Source organism: Desulforhopalus glucosivorans, from assembly GCF_054397165.1.
This window is the reverse complement of record NZ_AP044854.1, coordinates 2475001-2491903: the sequence shown is the minus strand read 5'-3', so window position 1 is coordinate 2491903 and position 16903 is coordinate 2475001. Positions and strand designations below refer to the sequence as shown.

Annotated in this window: 11 protein-coding genes and 2 rRNA genes (1 of these 13 cut by a window edge); 4 read left to right on the top strand and 9 right to left on the bottom strand. The window is 43.6% G+C overall.

The window, feature by feature from the left end; genetic code table 11:
- The first annotated feature begins 21 nt into the window (after nt 1-21).
- From ACX6CI_RS10765 to ACX6CI_RS10755, 3 genes are all read left to right on the top strand, one after another.
- The gene (locus ACX6CI_RS10765; RefSeq protein WP_458778157.1) at nt 22-612 is read left to right on the top strand and encodes a zinc ribbon-containing (seleno)protein DG; all 591 of its coding nucleotides are present in this window, start codon (nt 22-24) and stop codon (nt 610-612) included.
- Between the two features lie 121 nt (nt 613-733).
- Nucleotides 734-2131 carry an FAD-binding oxidoreductase gene (locus ACX6CI_RS10760; RefSeq protein ID WP_458778156.1) on the top strand — a complete coding sequence of 466 codons (1398 nt, stop codon included), beginning with the start codon at nt 734-736 and terminating at the stop codon, nt 2129-2131.
- Between the two features lie 226 nt (nt 2132-2357).
- Nucleotides 2358-3980, top strand: a complete 1623-nt coding sequence (locus ACX6CI_RS10755) for an FAD-binding oxidoreductase (RefSeq protein ID WP_458778155.1) — start codon at nt 2358-2360, stop codon at nt 3978-3980.
- Nucleotides 3981-4145: 165 nt separating this feature from the next.
- Here the strand turns inward: ACX6CI_RS10755 and dnaE are convergent, their stop codons facing one another.
- Nucleotides 4146-7670, bottom strand: coding sequence for a DNA polymerase III subunit alpha (gene dnaE, locus ACX6CI_RS10750; RefSeq protein ID WP_458778154.1), 3525 nt, complete (start codon nt 7668-7670; stop codon nt 4146-4148).
- A gap of 4 nt (nt 7671-7674) precedes the next feature.
- On the bottom strand, nt 7675-8535 hold the full coding sequence (locus ACX6CI_RS10745; protein WP_458778153.1) for a pentapeptide repeat-containing protein: 861 nt from the start codon (nt 8533-8535) through the stop codon (nt 7675-7677).
- Nucleotides 8536-9011: 476 nt separating this feature from the next.
- On the opposite strand from ACX6CI_RS10745, the gene ACX6CI_RS10740 reads away from it, so the two are divergent.
- Complete coding sequence (locus ACX6CI_RS10740) at nt 9012-9542, top strand: DUF4388 domain-containing protein (protein ID WP_458778152.1); 531 nt, start codon at nt 9012-9014, stop codon at nt 9540-9542.
- A gap of 14 nt (nt 9543-9556) precedes the next feature.
- Here the strand turns inward: ACX6CI_RS10740 and ACX6CI_RS10735 are convergent, their stop codons facing one another.
- The 7 genes from ACX6CI_RS10735 to ACX6CI_RS10705 all read right to left on the bottom strand — a co-directional run.
- Nucleotides 9557-10390: a motility protein A gene (locus tag ACX6CI_RS10735; RefSeq protein ID WP_458778151.1), complete on the bottom strand. Its 834-nt coding sequence runs from the start codon at nt 10388-10390 to the stop codon at nt 9557-9559.
- Entirely contained in the window at nt 10390-11586 is a 1197-nt protein-coding gene (locus tag ACX6CI_RS10730; protein WP_458778150.1) for an OmpA family protein, read from the bottom strand. The genes ACX6CI_RS10735 and ACX6CI_RS10730 overlap by 1 nt, the downstream gene beginning before the upstream one ends.
- Nucleotides 11587-11697: 111 nt before the next feature.
- The gene (locus ACX6CI_RS10725) at nt 11698-12354 is read right to left on the bottom strand and encodes an NAD(P)/FAD-dependent oxidoreductase (RefSeq protein ID WP_458778149.1); all 657 of its coding nucleotides are present in this window, start codon (nt 12352-12354) and stop codon (nt 11698-11700) included.
- Between the two features lie 36 nt (nt 12355-12390).
- A complete protein-coding gene (locus ACX6CI_RS10720) occupies nt 12391-13338 on the bottom strand; it encodes a fructose-bisphosphatase class II family protein (protein ID WP_458778148.1) in 948 nt (315 codons plus the stop codon).
- A gap of 18 nt (nt 13339-13356) precedes the next feature.
- Complete coding sequence (locus tag ACX6CI_RS10715; RefSeq protein WP_458778147.1) at nt 13357-15213, bottom strand: fructose-bisphosphatase class III; 1857 nt, start codon at nt 15211-15213, stop codon at nt 13357-13359.
- 541 nt (nt 15214-15754) lie between these two features.
- Nucleotides 15755-15871: ribosomal RNA gene (gene rrf / locus ACX6CI_RS10710) — 5S ribosomal RNA — on the bottom strand.
- Between the two features lie 192 nt (nt 15872-16063).
- Nucleotides 16064-16903 (bottom strand): 23S ribosomal RNA (locus tag ACX6CI_RS10705) (it continues 2189 nt past the right edge of the window).

The following is a 16903-nucleotide window of genomic DNA, read 5'->3' as shown; positions in this document are numbered from 1 at the left end:
ATAGGGTTAGGGAGAGTAATAATGTTTCTGAAGTTTTTTGGTAAGAAGAAGTCCTCTGAGGACAGTGCACAGGATGTCGGGCAGCTTGTAAACGGTATTGACCCGGAGATGAATTACTGTCCCGAATGTGAGGTTGAGTTTCGCTCTGATATTGAGAAATGCCCGAGTTGTAATGTGTCTCTTATTACAGGTAAAAAAAAGATTGTGCAGCAGAGTGAAGAAAATGCATCTTTTAACTCAAGAAACATGCAGATTTCACCTGAAGATGAGCTGGTTTCAATCCGTAAAGGACCATTAAAAGATATGAAGGTTCTGCAGAGTATTCTTAAAAAAGAACGCATACCAGCCATTTTAGCAGGAGATGATGACACCTGTGGTAAGGGATGTTGTGGCCCTGAGATGATTGTACAGATCAGATCTACGGATATAGATGAGGCAACTGCTGTACTTGCCCGGGATTTTGTTAAAAGTACCGCCCTGAACGTTGAAGATCTAAAGCATGCAGATGTGGTCTTTGACGAGCAGGCTGCTGAAACAGTTTGTCCTGCCTGCGGGTGTAAATTCTCTCCCACTGTTGGGGCGTGTCCCGAGTGTGGGCTTTGTTTTGCCTAGCCTGCATTTGCTCTTAAGTGTTATGAGAGTTCTTCGGCAATTAAGCATAAAGTCGTCCATTGTTACGATGTAAATGTAAAATCTGCTGGCATTCGTTAAGGGTGGTAGCGGAGGGAAACAGATGAGTACAGCCGTAGTAGATGAATTACAAAAGATCGTCGGTGATAAAGGTCTAACCAGCAGCATAGACGAAATGGCGCCGTTTTTAAAAGAAAGACGTGGGCTATACGAAGGAAATTGTCTTGCAGTGGTTCAACCAGCGTCAACTGAAGAAGTTTCTCAGGTTGTTCGCTATTGTAAGGAAAATGGTATTTCTATTACCCCACAGTCCGGCAATACTGGTCTTTGTGGTGGGGCAGTGCCTGAGGGTGGTATTATCTTAAATCTTGCCAGGATGAACACTGTTCGAGATCTTGATAGGCTCAATGGCACACTGACCGTTGAGGCAGGGTGTATCCTGGGTGATTTACAAAATGTAGCGCGGGAGGCTGACCTGTTACTATCGTTAAGTTGTCCAGCGAGGGCTGAGTGTCAGATTGGAGGAAATATTTCCACAAACCTTGGAGGAACCAACGTTTTACGATACGGCAATACAAGGGACATTGTTCTTGGTCTTGAGGTGGTTCTTCCCAGTGGAGAAATTTGGCATGGACTTCGCGGGCTCAGAAAAGATAATGCCGGATATGATCTCAAGCATCTCTATATTGGTGCGGAGGGGACACTGGGGGTTATTACTGCTGCGACCGTACGACTCTATCCGTTGCCTAAGATTCAACAGACTGCAATGGTGGCTACACATTCCATTGCGGAACTGATGGACATATTTGCAACAGTTAGAGGGCAATTTGCGGAAAACCTGGTCGGGTTTGAGATAATCTCAAGAAATGCGATTGATGTGGTTTTGCAATACGATAAGGATGCCGAAGATCCTTTTGCGGCGCCCCATGCCTGGTATGGTCTGATCGAACTGAACTCCACCAATCCAAATCTTGATCTTAGCGAACCTATAAAGACCTTACTTCAAAAAACTCCATTTTCCCATATTGTTGCAGAAAGCGTGGAAACATCTGAAAAATTATGGAACCTTCGAGATCAGATATCTGCTGCCCAAAAGGTAAAAGGTGCGTCCATAAAGCATGATGTTTCCTTGCCACTTAATAAACTTGCTGACTTTATTAAAGAGGGAAGTCGTTTAGTGGAAGAAGCTGTTCCTGGAGTGATTGTTTGCAGTTTTGGCCATGCGGGGGACGGAAATGTTCATTTTAATATAACTCAACCCCAGGACATGGACCCTAAAGAGTTCTTAGGCCTATGGAGCGATGTTAACCGAATTGTTCATAATCTGGTGGATAAACTTGGGGGTTCTATAGCTGCGGAGCATGGTGTTGGTCAATTGAAGGTGAGTGAGATGAGTCGATATAAAAGCTCAGTTGAACTGGAATTGATGCGTCAGATTAAAAAAACACTTGATCCTGAAAACCTCTTTAATCCCGGGAAAGTAGTTGAATTGCCAGATTAAGGAAATGTTTTTGGCTGCGTAACATTAGCTATAGAAGTATGAATTGTAACAGTAGTATTGAGGGCGATTCTCCATGGGAGATCGCCCTTAATTAGTGTTGGCTTACATTATAAGCGGACATCATGAGCTGACAGGTAACTGTTCAGTCTGATTAACATAAAGAAAAAAATGAATAATTTGTCGTTGATTGGGTTTATCAATGAAGGAAATATTACAAGGAGCGGAGATGAATTTGATTCAACCAGTCGTTTGTGAGGCTGCAGAATGTTCTGTAATTACTGATCAGTCGATCATCGCAGAACGATATAATGATCTACTTGGTGATGAGAGTAAACTACGCGCTGAAAGTATTGAGGCGATCTATTTGCCTGAAACGGCTGAAGAGGTTGCCTGGGCAGTACAGGATATACGGAGCAAAGGCAAGAAATGTGTGATTTCTGCAGGCAGAACGGGAATAGCCGGAGGAGCTGTTCCTGTTGATGGTGGTTCGATCATTTCCCTCGTTGGTTTGTCGCGGTTTCTAGGGATCGGTCAGGACGGAGAAGAGTATTATGTTCGAGCCGACCCTGGAATGTCTCTGGCATCACTAACCGGTATCTTGATGAAAAAAGACTTTGAGAGATGCTGTGATCTCTCAGAGGCTGAGCAATTATGTGTGGAGCAGGTAACTGGGGATGATTCTTTACAGCTTTGGTTTCCTGTGAATCCCACTGAAACATCTGCTCATATTGGAGGAATTGTAGCAACCAATGCCTCCGGTGCAAGAACATTTCGCTGGGGAGCGACCAGAGATTGGGTTCGTTCAATCAATATTATTCTTGCCGATGGCCGAAAGGTCACCGTTCGCCGTGGGGAAGTAGTTGCAGAAAACGGGCTTTTTAAGCTTGAACAACCTGATGGTTCAGTGACTGAAGTAACGGTTACCGATTTTTCCATGCCTAAGACCAAGACCACCCTCGGGTATCCATTAAAGCAGGATATGGATCTAATCGATCTCTTTATTGGTAGCGAAGGAACGCTTGGTATCATTGTAGCTGTTGAGCTGAAAATTGTTTCTAGATCCCCATCGGTTATCGGGGTTTTAGTGACTGTTTCGAAAGAGCAGACTGCCCTAAGCTTGGTTGATGCCTTGCGTACCAATGATTCTTTACGTTTTGATGCCATCGAATTTTTCGACTCTGCAGCCTTGCGATTATTAAAAGATAAAAAGGAAATGGATGGAGCTGGCAGTCATATTCCAGATATCCCCAATTGGGATGGCTGTGGAATCTATCTCGAATTTTCAGGCACCGAAGAAGAAACGGAAGAGGCATGTTTGCCTCTAGAAGAGGTGTTGGAAGGTTTTGGCTTGAGTCTTGATGATACTTGGGCTGCCATGGAGCCGAGTGAAATGGCCGCCCAGCGTTTATTTCGCCACGCAGTTCCTGAAGCAGTTAACTCAATAATAGGACAAAGAAAACGTGAGCATCCCGGTCTTCATAAGGTTGGGACAGATATGGCCGTACCGGATGATAAACTTCTTGATGTGTTCACTATGTACCGTGAAGGTTTAGAACAATCTGGTATCGACAGTGTTATTTTCGGCCATATTGGCGACAACCATGTCCATGTGAATCTACTACCTAAAAATATGGAGGAGCTTGTTGAGGCTAAGAAACTCTATGGCCATTGGGCGAAAGAGGTTGTCCGAATGGGGGGCGCGGTCGCAGCAGAGCATGGTATTGGCAGGATGAAGAAAGAGATGCTTACAATTCAATATTCCAAGGAAATTCTGGGTACTATGCGAGAGGTTCGAAAATGCTTTGACCCGGAAGGAGTGTTTGGCTCAGGTGTATTATTTGACGATTAAATTTCAGAACCAGAATAGCTTAAGAGAGCTGTTGTTGGATAAATAGAATGTGAGCTAAGGACCATGTCTATTCGTACTTGGTCCTTAGCAGTCTCACAGCAGGTTGCCTTCTTTTGAGGCTTGAATAACCCCATAAGGTTAAACGATATTGTTCTTAGGCTCGTATCAGTTCGGTTTTGCCTTATTTTCCCAGCGTTTTTTCCTCTGGCGCACAATGATTGGCTTTTTTGAAAAGGTGATAGCCTTATATTCCAGAATCTCTTCCATGGTGTCGGTAAGACCACGGCATGGACGAATTGTCAGGTCTTTAAGCACATCAATATCAACATCACCGCGATCAGCAAAGTGCAGGGTGAGTCGAACCGGGCAGGACCCGTGGAATTGGTAGAGGGTTTTTTTCACCTTTTCCAGCTTTTGCCTGGAAAGTCTCTCTGAGTTCAGTTTAATCTTAGCCGAATCGGTATACTTTTCTCTTGCATCCTGAAGCGAATCGATGGCCTCTGCGATGATTTTTGGGCCTCGCTCATCCTGCTGGACTGTTCCTTGTATGATTATTGGATCAGGTGAGGATAAAATTTCCTCGCATTCAGCATAGGTATTTGGGAAAACAACTACTTCAACAGCTTCTGCAAGATCTTCTATGGAGAGAAAGGCCATTGGGTCTCCCCGTTTACTTCTTAATTTCTTACAACTGCGGATGAGTCCACCAATGCGTACAGGCTTTTCCTCCCCCCATTCAGCAAGGCCCTGAATTGGACAGTCGACAACCGTATTGATCTCATGGATTGCTTCGTCGAGCGGGTGGCCGGTAATATAAAACCCCACGGTCTCTTTTTCGTGGATGAGTTTTTTGCGTTCTTCCCATTCGGGAATATCGGGCATGGGGATATGGGATATTTCTGTCTGATTATCTGCTTCGGGGGCCACTGAAAAAAGTGACATTTGACCACTTTGAAGATCCCGTTGCACGGCTTTTGCCTGTTCCATCGCCTGGTCGAGTACCGCCATATATTGGGACCGCTTATATCCAAGAGAGTCAAAAGAACCGGATTTAATCAGACTTTCTATAACCCGACTATTCACTTTTCGTGAATCGACGCGGTTACAAAAATCACTGAGTGATGTGTACTTGCCGTTTTTTTCTCGCTCTTCAACAATGGAATCCAGTGCGTTTTCACCAACATTCTTAACAGCTGCAAGGCCAAAACGTATCCGGTCATCAATTACACTAAAGTCTTTGACAGATTCATTGATATCAGGTGGCAGCACTTCAATATCATGTTCACTACACTCATTGATGTAGAGGACCACCTTGTCTGTGTTGTTCATATCACAGGACAGAAGAGCAGTCATAAACTGAGGCATGAAATGGGCTTTGAGATACGCTGTCTGATACGAGACAAGGGCATAGGCTGCAGAGTGGGATTTATTAAAACCATAGCCTGCAAACTTTGCCATCAGGTCAAAAATATATTCTGCCTTGTCAGAAGGTAAATTATTTTTTTTGGCGCCTGCGAGAAATTTTATTTTCTCCTGTTCCATAACCTCAGGCTTCTTTTTTCCCATGGCTCTACGGAGAATATCAGCATCACCAAGAGAGTAACTTGCCAGGATGTTGGCTATTTTCATTACCTGTTCCTGGTAGACAATAACGCCGTATGTCTCTTCCAGAACGTCTTTGATCTCCATGAGAGGGTAATATGCCTCTTTCCTTCCATGTTTGGTTTCAACGAAATCATCAACCATACCGGAATCAAGTGGTCCAGGTCTGTAGAGTGCAACAAGGGCGATAAGGTCACTGAAAACCTCCGGGGCCATTTTAACGAGAAGCTCACGCATACCGGAACTTTCAAGTTGGAAGACCCCTTGCGCATCTCCGCTGCAGAGTAGCTCAAAGGTCTTGGCATCATCCATGGGGATGGTGTCAATATTGAGATCAACACCATTATCCAGTTTTACATGTTTAACCGCTTTATCAATGACCGTAAGAGTCTTTAGGCCCAGAAAGTCAAATTTAATAAGCCCGGTCATTTCAGTATGGGTCATATCATACTGGGTTATGGTTTCATCGTTGCTTCCCTTGCAGGTGGGCAGATAATCGGTCATTGGGGTCGGGGAGACCACAACACCTGCAGCATGGGTGGAGGTATGACGGGCAAGACCCTCCAGGGTTTTGGAGACCGAAAGTAATTCTTCAATACGTGGATCGTAGTCAGCGGCTTCCTGGAGTTTCGGCTCCTCTTTGAGCGCCTTGTTGAGGGTCATTTTCAACTCGTCCGGAACGAGTTTAGCGACCTTATCCACATCACCAAACGGAATATCAAGAGCTCTACCCACATCGCGGATAACACCCTTTGCCTTCATGGAGCCGTAGGTGATTATCTGAGCGACATATTCAGCACCTCCATACTTTCTCCGAACATAATCAATAACTTCACCCCGTCGTTCCTGACAAAAATCGATATCAAAATCCGGCATGGACTTACGTTCGATGTTGAGAAAACGTTCAAAGATAAGACCGTAGGGGATCGGATCGATATTTGTAATGGACATGGCAAAGGCTGCAAGGCTGCCGGCTCCCGATCCACGTCCGGGCCCGACTGGTATCTCGTTTTCCTTGGCCCAGACGATAAAATCGGCCACTATAAGAAAATAGGCAGGAAACCCCATGGTGGTGATTACTTCAATCTCCATGTTGAGTCTGTCCCTATAGGCTTTATCGACATCTTCATTGTAGGTTCCAGCCGCGCGCATTTCGTTAAAACGAATTTCAAGGCCGTCCCAACAGGCCTTTTGGAACATGGAGTCAAGGGTTTCACCTTCTTCAACGGGGAAGTCGGGGAAGTAGTAGTCATCGAAATTTATTTCAAGATTACATCGATCAGCAATTTCCTGGGTTGTGGCAATTGACTCCGGGCAGTGGGCGAAGCTTTTCTTCATCACCTCCGGTGATTTAAAATAGAACTCGTCTGTGGAGAATCGAAACCTCTTCGGGTCGTTGATTGTCTTTCCGGTTTGAATACAAAGCAGGAGTTCGTGGGCGTGCGCCTCTTCACGGTTAAGGTAGTGACAGTCGTTGGTGGCCACAAGTTTAACACCCATTTCCTTCGCCAATTTTTTCATCCCGTCATTGACAGGTTGCTGGTCGGAAATGCCGTTTTCCTGCAACTCAAAGTAGAGGCGATCTCCAAAAATATTATGGAGTTCTTTGGCCTTTTTTCTTGCAGCAGAAAAGTCGTTTTTATGAATAAGGTAGGGGATCTGACCATGGAGGCATGCTGAGAGAGCAATAACCCCTTCGTTGTGTTCTTTAAGTACTTCCATATCAATTCTGGGCTTATAGTAAAAGCCTTGAAATTGCGCAATGGAAGCCATTTTCATCAGATTTTTATAGCCGGTATGGTTCATGGCAAGCAGCACTATGTGAAATGCTACCTGACCATCAACCGGTTTTTTCTTCTTCATATCGTCCGGCGCGATATAGAGTTCACAACCAACTATAGGTTTGATTCCTGCTTTTTTGGCTTTGACGTAAAACTCAAGCGAGCCATACATGGCACCGTGGTCAGTGATGGCAACACTGTCCATTTCAAATTCTTTACACTTAGCGAGTAAGTCATTTATTCGGATAGCACCGTCTAGAAGACTGTACTGGGAATGGACATGGAGATGGGTAAATCCTGCACTCATATTATTAAAACGTTCCTTGTATACTTTCGAGGTGGGCCCCGGTTACATTGGTGTTGGTGGTTGTCGCACCTTCAATATTTGCCCGTATCAGATTACAGTCACTCAGGTTAGCATCTGATAAATCTGCACGGCTGAGGTCGGCTCCTGGCATGTTTGCCCGTATCAGAATTGCACCAGATAAATCAGCTCCTACGAGATTTGCCTGCCGTAGTTCAGCATTGGATAGGTTTGCCCCGCTAAGATTTGCACCAGCAAGATTGGCTCGGGTAAGTTGACCACCACTTAAGTCAAGGCCACTGAGGTTGCAGCCGGGACAATTTTTAGCAAGCCTGATAAAGTGTTGTTTACGTTCCGTTGCTGTTTCTGCATGTTGCGTAGTTTCTGTAGTACTTTTGGCGACTGTCGGGCTGGTGTTTGGTGAAGTTTTCTGCTTACCAGATACCGTTGTAGAGTTGTGTTTTGGAGCAGCAGTTGCTGTGTAGCTATGAGCTCCATTGAGGGTGAAAAAGATATATTGATTCTCTTCCTTTATACTCTTTATAAGGCGGTAACATCGTTTATCACCAAAGTACCATGATGAGAACTCCATACAGATAGTGTCATCACCTTCTAAAAACCAGCGACCACTATCATCGCCGCCTGAAATGCTCTCTGCTTTTAGTATGTGTTTCGTTTTAAATGATACCAGTGCATCAAAGTCAATGGATTCCAGATGAAGAGTTTTACCAGTTAGTTCAGTCTCCAGCTGTTCTGTGCTAAGTGGCTCCAGTCCCTGTTTTTCGTAATAATTTTGAGATACCGGAGCACAGGCCACGATGGCAACAGCACAACAAAGTTGTATTATGAAGAGAAGAGAAGTTTTCACTTTTATCGTTCACCGGATACGTATATCGAACACTTTGTAGAGGAATAAATCTCAGGATAGATGATTATTAGCATAGACAAGGCCAATTTGCACTGGATTTTCGTGGCTGATGATTGACTTGGTTAGCTGAATAAAAACGGTACGTTATACTGCTTTTTTTCGTTTGGTTGAATTTTGTGGTGTGTATTTAAATAGTTACCCAGTGTAGTGAGTGAGATATCATTTTTTGTTGTTTGCTGGGTATCATCCTGACCCATTTGTTTAGATATTGACCAATTAAAACGGCTAAAAGGCATTTTTTACCCGCCTTTCTCACTCTTCATATTGTATTTGTTAGATTTCCATGTTATTTCCTTCTGTTTTCTTTATGCTCGTACTATACTAAGATAATCCTCATTTTGTATAGATGTTTTCAAGTTGAGAGTGTGGAAAGATTTTTTTCTACTGTTAACGTTTTCTTAAGAATATTTTATTAGATGATATTAGATTCCCGCCATAAAACTGGTGTCTCTCTTCAGGGAAATATTGCAGTCATTGAATTGAATAATATCTTTCAATTTTTCGATTATGCTACTGTTTCTGGAGAATTGCGCGTTGTAGGTGACGACAATAATGCCAGCTTCTTTTTTCAGAAGGGTCTTCTGATTTTTGGCGCCCTCAGTGTCAATCAGAAAAAGATTGGTGATATGCTTGTTGATTCCGGTGTTATTAGTGCATATCAACTTTCCCAAGGACTTGAGTTTCATGCACAGCATGGTAGACGTCGTCGCCTCGGTGATATTCTTGTGAAGAAGGGTTTTGTAACATTTGAAGATCTCTCAGATATGCTGCAAAATCAGGCAAGAGAGGCTTTTTTTGAAACCCTGAGCTGGAAAGAAGGTATGTTCTTTTTTTATAGTAATCAGTATCCATCTAAAGAAGAAATACTGATTAATGAACGTATCGATCATCTTTTGCTTGAAGGAATTGTCCGAATGGACAACTCCATGGGGCCTGATCAGAGTTAGTTATCTCTTCTTAATTACGCTTCTATCTTCATTTCTTCTTCCTGCTGCTTTGCAATATTAAACCGATCTTTAATTTTTGCATATGACACAAGTTCTGTTGCCCGTTCTGAAGGAGTGAGGAAGGACTCGAGTTTTGTTTTTAATATAACTGGGTTCATCTCTGAGTTGATAGCGACAACGCCCTCCAGGATAATTTTCTGTAACAGCAGTTCCTGATTAGTTCTTTCCTTTATGGTTGCAGCAAAGGGAAGAAAAAAGAAATTAGCGAAAAGCAGACCATATAATGTTGATGTAAGGGCGATAGGGATGGATTTTAAAATCACAGATGTATCGCCTATGCCGCCTAACATTGTAATGAGACCAACTACAGATCCCATAATACCAAATGCCGGGAAATAGTCTGCAATGGCTCTGACGACCCGCTCTGAATCCTCTCTTCGTAGCTTAAAGAAGTACATTTCCGTATTTAAGATGTCGCGTATCTGTTCTATGGAATATCCATCCACAAGACAACCAAGGGCTCTTCGTAAAAACAATATCGTTGTCTCATTTTCATGACTCTGAAGTGAGAGAATTCCCTCCATTCTTGATCTGATTGACAGATCAATAAGGATGTTGATAATATCAGTCTCTTTTTTGATTGGTTTCTTGTAGGCAGCTTTCAGTACTTTAAATACGATGTGAATCTGTTCAAATCTAAAGCTGATGAGAGAAGCACATACCGTTCCGCCTATGACAATAAATAAACCGGAAATATTGAAATAGAGACTGAGATTGCCGTTGATAAGAAATCCTGCGATAAATAAGGCCCCACAGAGTATAAGACCGATGACATTTTTGTTTTTCATTATAAAGAGTCCAGGTTTTCGGGAGTTGCAGGTAGAGGCTTTGGCAGCCGTTTAGATATAATTATTTCAACTCTTCTGTTTTTAGCACGACTATCAGCAGAACTGTTAGGAGCCACAGGTCGGTATGAGGAATAGCCACTGACAACAAATTGAGCCGGGTTCATGTCTATTTCATGTATTAAAAAGCGGGCAACACTACTGGCCCTGGCAACAGAGAGTTCCCAATTACTGGGGTATCTGCTGGAAGCCATTGGGATATTATCCGTGTGACCAACTACATTGATCATATATGGTGTATCACGTAGCACAGTGGCAAGTGCGTAGAGTGAATTTTCAGCAGATTTTGATAGTTCGCTGTTGCCAAGGGAGAAAAGCAAATCTCCTGTAAGGATAATTCTCATGGTTTGGTCTGGTACCAGATCAACAGTTGCAAACTTACTTAAATCATTTTGTTCCAGGGCCTCCTGGCTGAGTCTGAAAATGTTTTGCATATGATCTGTGCTGGGAGCCATGGGAACAGGTTCTGGTGCTTCGGTAATCAGCGGCCGTGGTTCGAGAATAGTATCACCCGGGATAGGAAGCGGTTGCTGCGACAAAGGTGGGGGAATGTCTTCACCCTGTTCAATGATAATAGCGAGACTGTTGGTTACAGTTGTGGGGATCGCCGGATTGAGAGAAATCTCTTTTTCAGGCTCGGCTACTTCAGTGGGAGCAGGGATTTCCACAGGGACAGTTATCTCTTCAAACTCTTCGATGGGAACTCGTTCCACCTTCTTGATTGTACCGGCGGTCATTAGGGGAAGGCTCGGGCTAATTGGTGCAAATGGAAATGATGCACCACTTGCATCTGTTGATTGCAAGGCTTCCGTGGTGTCGCCACCAATCACTTCCTGTCGTATTGGCTCAAGAAAATCATCATGGGCCATTTGGTAAACAAACATAGAGAGAAAAAGCACAAACATGGTCATCATAAGATCGGACCATGCTACAGACCAGTGGGTTGCTGCAGGGGTAGTAGACTGGAAGGGAGTATCATCTACATGGAATACAGTATTACTGGTACTTCGGCGTTCGATTGAAACAGCATTGGCGGTAAATCTGCCTTTGTTGAGGATTGAGTGTACGGGAGGTAGAGTTTTGAATTCTTCCTGCGTATTTTCCTCAATGATTGTTTCAGCTTTGTGTTGGGTGTCCAAAATTATAAGCCGCTTGTAGAGTTGGTCTAAAACACCTGAATCTGTAAGAGAAGCAAGTATCTTAAATTGAGAGCGGCTTAAAAAGTGAAGGGTTATACAAGATGTATTAAGTTAAAGGACCTGCTGTTTAAATTCTTCAACTCCAATACGATCAATAAAGCGCGAAGCCCTTTCTTTTTTCTTTCCGTTTGCAGAATAGTAGTCAATACACTTTTTAAGAAGCTCTATGGCTTCATCGTTTGCAAGGTTTGTACCAATAATGTCGCCAATTCGAGCGCGGTTACCTGAGTGACCTCCGAAAATGACGGTCCAACCATTCTTTTTGCCAATTAGACCAATATCACGGACAAAAGATTCGGCGCAACAGAACTGACATCCGGACACACCTATTTTAAACTTGGCGGGAAGATCAATATGAGACAGGATGTTCTCGATTTTAATTCCAAGACCGAGGGAGTCCTGAATGCCGAATTGACAAACCTCTGTACCAGGGCAGGCCTGAACATAGTGTAAACAAAGCTCTGATGCATGTCCCGGTTCCATACCGAGGTCAACGTAGATGGCTTCTAAATCGCTTTCCTTGACTCCCACAAGAGCAATGCGCTGACCTGAGGTTATTTTAACAATTGGGATATCATATTTTTCAGTAACGTTTGAAATTGCGGCTAAATGCTCTTTTTTGAGTAACCCTCCAGGTATTCTGGGGACGATAGCGTAGGTTTCTTTATCACGTTGAAGAATGGCATTCTTTGGTGGAATAACTGGCATAATAAAATTATTGGCTCGAAATTAATGGAGAATAGTTTAGAAAACAGGTTTATAGTCAAAAAAGTGACGCGTCTCAAGAGTACGGTAGGTGCGGGACTCACCCCGGGCGACAAAAGAGCGGGTAATCGCACCATTTGGGGTAAAGCGAACACCGTCTAAAAATTCACCATCTGTAATACCTGTGGCTGCTATGGCCACCTCTTTACTTTTTATGAGATCCTGGGCGCGAAAGATCTTCTCGAAATTGGTGATGCTGTGTCGAGTGGCGGCCTGTTTGTCACGATCATTTTCATAGAATATCTTTCCTTCAAAATATCCACCTAGACAGCTAATGGCAGCCGCTACAAGAACCGCTTCCGGTGCGTAGCCGTAACCAATGTAAATGTCTGCTTTTTCACCGGTAATAGCGGAAAGACATCCTGACACCTCGCCTTCATCAATGAGCTTTATCCGCGCTCCACAGCTTCGTATTTCATGGATGAGCTGCTTGTGTCTGGTCTGATTGAGTATGCAGACGGTAACATTTTCTGTGTACTTTTTAAGAGCTCTGGCAACACGCTTGACGTTGATGATAGGTGGCTGATTAATATCAATGACCTGACCTACATCAGGTCCCACTACAATTTTATACATATTAAGGTTTGGTACAGACTGAATGGATCCAGCCTTTCCAATTACTGCAAAAGAACTGGAATTGCTTTTTCCATCGGCTGCTGATCTATATGCTTCGAGGGCAATGGCCATTAAGTCAGTTTTTTGACCACCTGAACCAAGGACAGTGGGAAGCTGATACGTTTCAGATCTGTTGAGAAAACGATCGTTAATAACAGTCCCCTCAACTGCAAGACGATTGAGGGTCTTAGCAATTGCTTTGCGTGTTTGATTGAGAATATCAATGTGGTCTCCAAGACCCTGAATTCGAGCAGCAGTGAGGGCTGCGATTTCAGTTGCTCGGACGATTTCCATTCCATAGTTAGTATTCATAAAAGAGACCTGGTTATTTTATAGAGGGGATACATTGTAGTCATTGAGTTCACTTGATTCACGGAGTTTATCCATGATCTCATTTCTCTTTTCCTGGAGTATTTTACCAGCAATGGTATCTTTAATTTTCATAGGCTCACGAAACTCATCAATGAGTTCGATGTCCAGTGGTGCCGACTCAAGTTTTTGCTCGGCCTCTTTTATTTCTTCCGGGGTGGGTAGAATTATTCCGTATAGCTGATGTGGCGTATGAACAAGGGAGTGGCCACGGTTGTAATAGGCTGCGGCAAAGCCACCATCAACATTAATGGCAACTCCATCTTCACTGGCCATCTGAATACCCTTTTTATAGTTAACAGGAGTGTGACCAAAGATTACCCGTTGAACCCCAAACTCCTGCTGCATTTTTTTCTTAAACATGTCAGTTTGCATGTTATCTTTCCAGAAAAGACTCCTCTCAACATGTGTCTCTTTATCCAAAAGAAAATAACGTTCAAATGTTTTCATGGCATGTTTGCCGAAAAACGGAGATTTAGGTCCGCACCAGAGGTAAAAGAAGAGGGCTTGATCAGCAGGATGTTGCGGCTTACCATCAATATAATTACGTCCAACCTTTTTGATTGTATCCTGAATATAGCTCAATAGATTTTTGCCTTTACGGCCTAAGAACTCTTCAAAATCTCCATGGGATGTGGAAGGTACCAGAGCATGTATGTTGAGAAAGTTATTTTGAATGTGATAGGTCTTACCCCTGGTGTAGAGAAAGCTGAGTAATCGCATGAGCCTTCGATTGGTAGTAAACTGACGGGTAAGATCCTTTATAATCTTGTCCTCATCTTTCGTCAGTTCACCAGGCTCATCCAGATCAATTGTTGGAAAGTGTACATCGTTTAATCCTTCGACATTTTTAGATTTGAGCATTTCTGCAAGCCTATCAAGCCATAAACGGTTACTCATCTGATACTCAGGAAAATCACGGATGGTTTGCTCTTCTAGCTTAAACTGAATTATAGCGAGAGCTTTCTCCATGGACCGGCCTTTGTCCGTTTTAGCTTTTATGTTTCCAGTGACCTTATCAACCGGATACGTTTTTTCAGCAAACTGAGCGAGGGCATCGGTATTAAAGCCAAGACGATCCAGAAATGTGAAGTGGTCATATCTACAGGTGATGCGTAAAGCCTCGGCTACAAGAGAAGGGCAACCGGCCGCTGCACCCATCCATAGGATGTCATGGTTGCCGTACACATAGTCAACTCCATTCTTGTAGTGGTGGGAAGAGAGTATTCGTAATATTTTATCCGGTTGATCTCCTCGGTCAAACACGTCTCCAAGAACTTGAATACGATCTAGAAGTATTTGTCGTATGGTGTGAGAAAGGTGTGCAATAAGTCGATCTGCTATGATCTTCTCTTCAAAAATGGGGTCAGGAACGGGAAGTCCCGACATAAGACGGCTAATTACATCATGAAATTCAGGACGAAAAACCTTATTGTTATGAAGCCTTATATTGGCAAGTTTGTATTTGAGTATGTCAACCAGGCAGAGGATAACATCCTGCATATCCATTTTGATATGAACATCGAGAAAATATGATTTTTTTCTGATGATCTTTGTAAGATATTGAATTTTCTCTGCGCTAAAGGTACTGGGGAGTGCTTCACGGCAGGTTTGATATAGCATGCCAAATCGCCCGCGTAGAATCGACTTGAATCGGTCTCCCTCACCGTGGAGGTCACTGATCCATAGGGTCGTCGGGATATTTGAATTCAACTCTAAATCTAACTCGAGAAGTTGGTTTGACAGATCATCTATCTCAGTTACAGAAAGAACAGTTTTAGTTGAACTCGATTGGTCTGATTTACTCGGAAATGACATACGCTCACCATTATGATCTAAAAAAGTTAGAGGAAGAGCTCATAACAAAATTACAATATTATATAATACCAATATTTCTAATATAAACCAAATAGCATTGGAATTCCTTAATATTATAACATGAACTCGGGGGAGTCTCAGGACAGTTAAGAGTGGGGATCATTACATGGAAATACAAAAGAATATTATAAGGCGAGGGAATAATACGAAAGAGAAGTGTCCTCTGTAAGTACAAAAGAGACTTTTAAAGCTGATAAATAAAACAAAAAAATCCCCAATCAGCATAAATGCTAATTGGGGATTTTGTAAAAAATACGGCGATGACCTACTCTCCCACACAGTCGCCCGTGCAGTACCTCGGTGCCGGTAAGCGAATGAAATGAGACTCCGAGAGAGCTTAACTTCAATTAGAGCGGAATTAACAGGAAAGTAACCATGACACTTGTCTAGGCTATGCGGTTGTTTGCATAAACAATACTTGCACCTGTATAAAACAAAAAACCCCAACCAGCATAAATGCTGATTGGGGATTGGTGTAAAAATACGGCGATGACCTACTCTCCCACACAGTCGCCCGTGCAGTACCATCGGCGCTAAAGAGCTTAACTTCCGTGTTCGGAATGGGAACGGGTGGATCCTCTTTGCTATGACCGCCGTAAAACTTTTTGTGCCTGGGGTAGGGGAGGATTGTATCCATTCTACCGTGCACTGTTTTACTATGTAATCCCATCTCGCCTGTGGCTCGTGGGATACGATTCTCTAAGCGTTGCAAGAGCTAGGCTCTTGCAATACTAAGAGTATCTAAATAATCGAATAGTAGAATAATCAGTAGTTAGTTTAATCAAAAAATATGGATAAGCCACACGGGTTATTAGTATCAGTTAGCTCCAAGTATTACTACTCTTCCACACCTGACCTATCAACGTGGTGGTCTACCACGACCCTTCAGATGGCTAATGCCATGGGATATCTCATCTTGAAGTGGGCTTCCCGCTTAGATGCTTTCAGCGGTTATCCCTGCCGAACTTAGCTACCCAGCAATGCCCCTGGCGGAACAACTGGTGCACCATAGGTTCGTCCATCCCGGTCCTCTCGTACTAGGGAAAGATCTCCTCAAATATCCTGCGCCCGCAACAGATAAGGACCAAACTGTCTCACGACGTTTTAAACCCAGCTCACGTACCACTTTAATTGGCGAACAGCCAAACCCTTGGGACCTGCTTCAGCCCCAGGATGTGATGAGCCGACATCGAGGTGCCAAACCTCCCCGTCGATATGGACTCTTGGGGGAGATAAGCCTGTTATCCCCGGAGTACCTTTTATCCGTTGAGCGACGACCCTTCCATGCGGAATCGCCGGATCACTAAGACCTACTTTCGTACCTGCTCGAGATGTCTCTCTCGCAGTCAAGCTCCCTTATGCCTTTACACTCTACGGCTGGTTTCCAATCAGCCTGAGGGAACCATCGCGCGCCTCCGTTACTCTTTAGGAGGCGACCGCCCCAGTCAAACTACCCACCAGACAATGTCCTGGATCCAGATAATGGACCGCAGTTAGATTCCTAAGATAACAAGGGTGGTATTTCAAGGGTGACTCCATGGACACTGGCGTGCCCACTTCAAAGTCTCCCACCTATCCTACACATGTTACCTCAAAAACCAATGCCAAGCTGTAGTAAAGGTTCACGGGG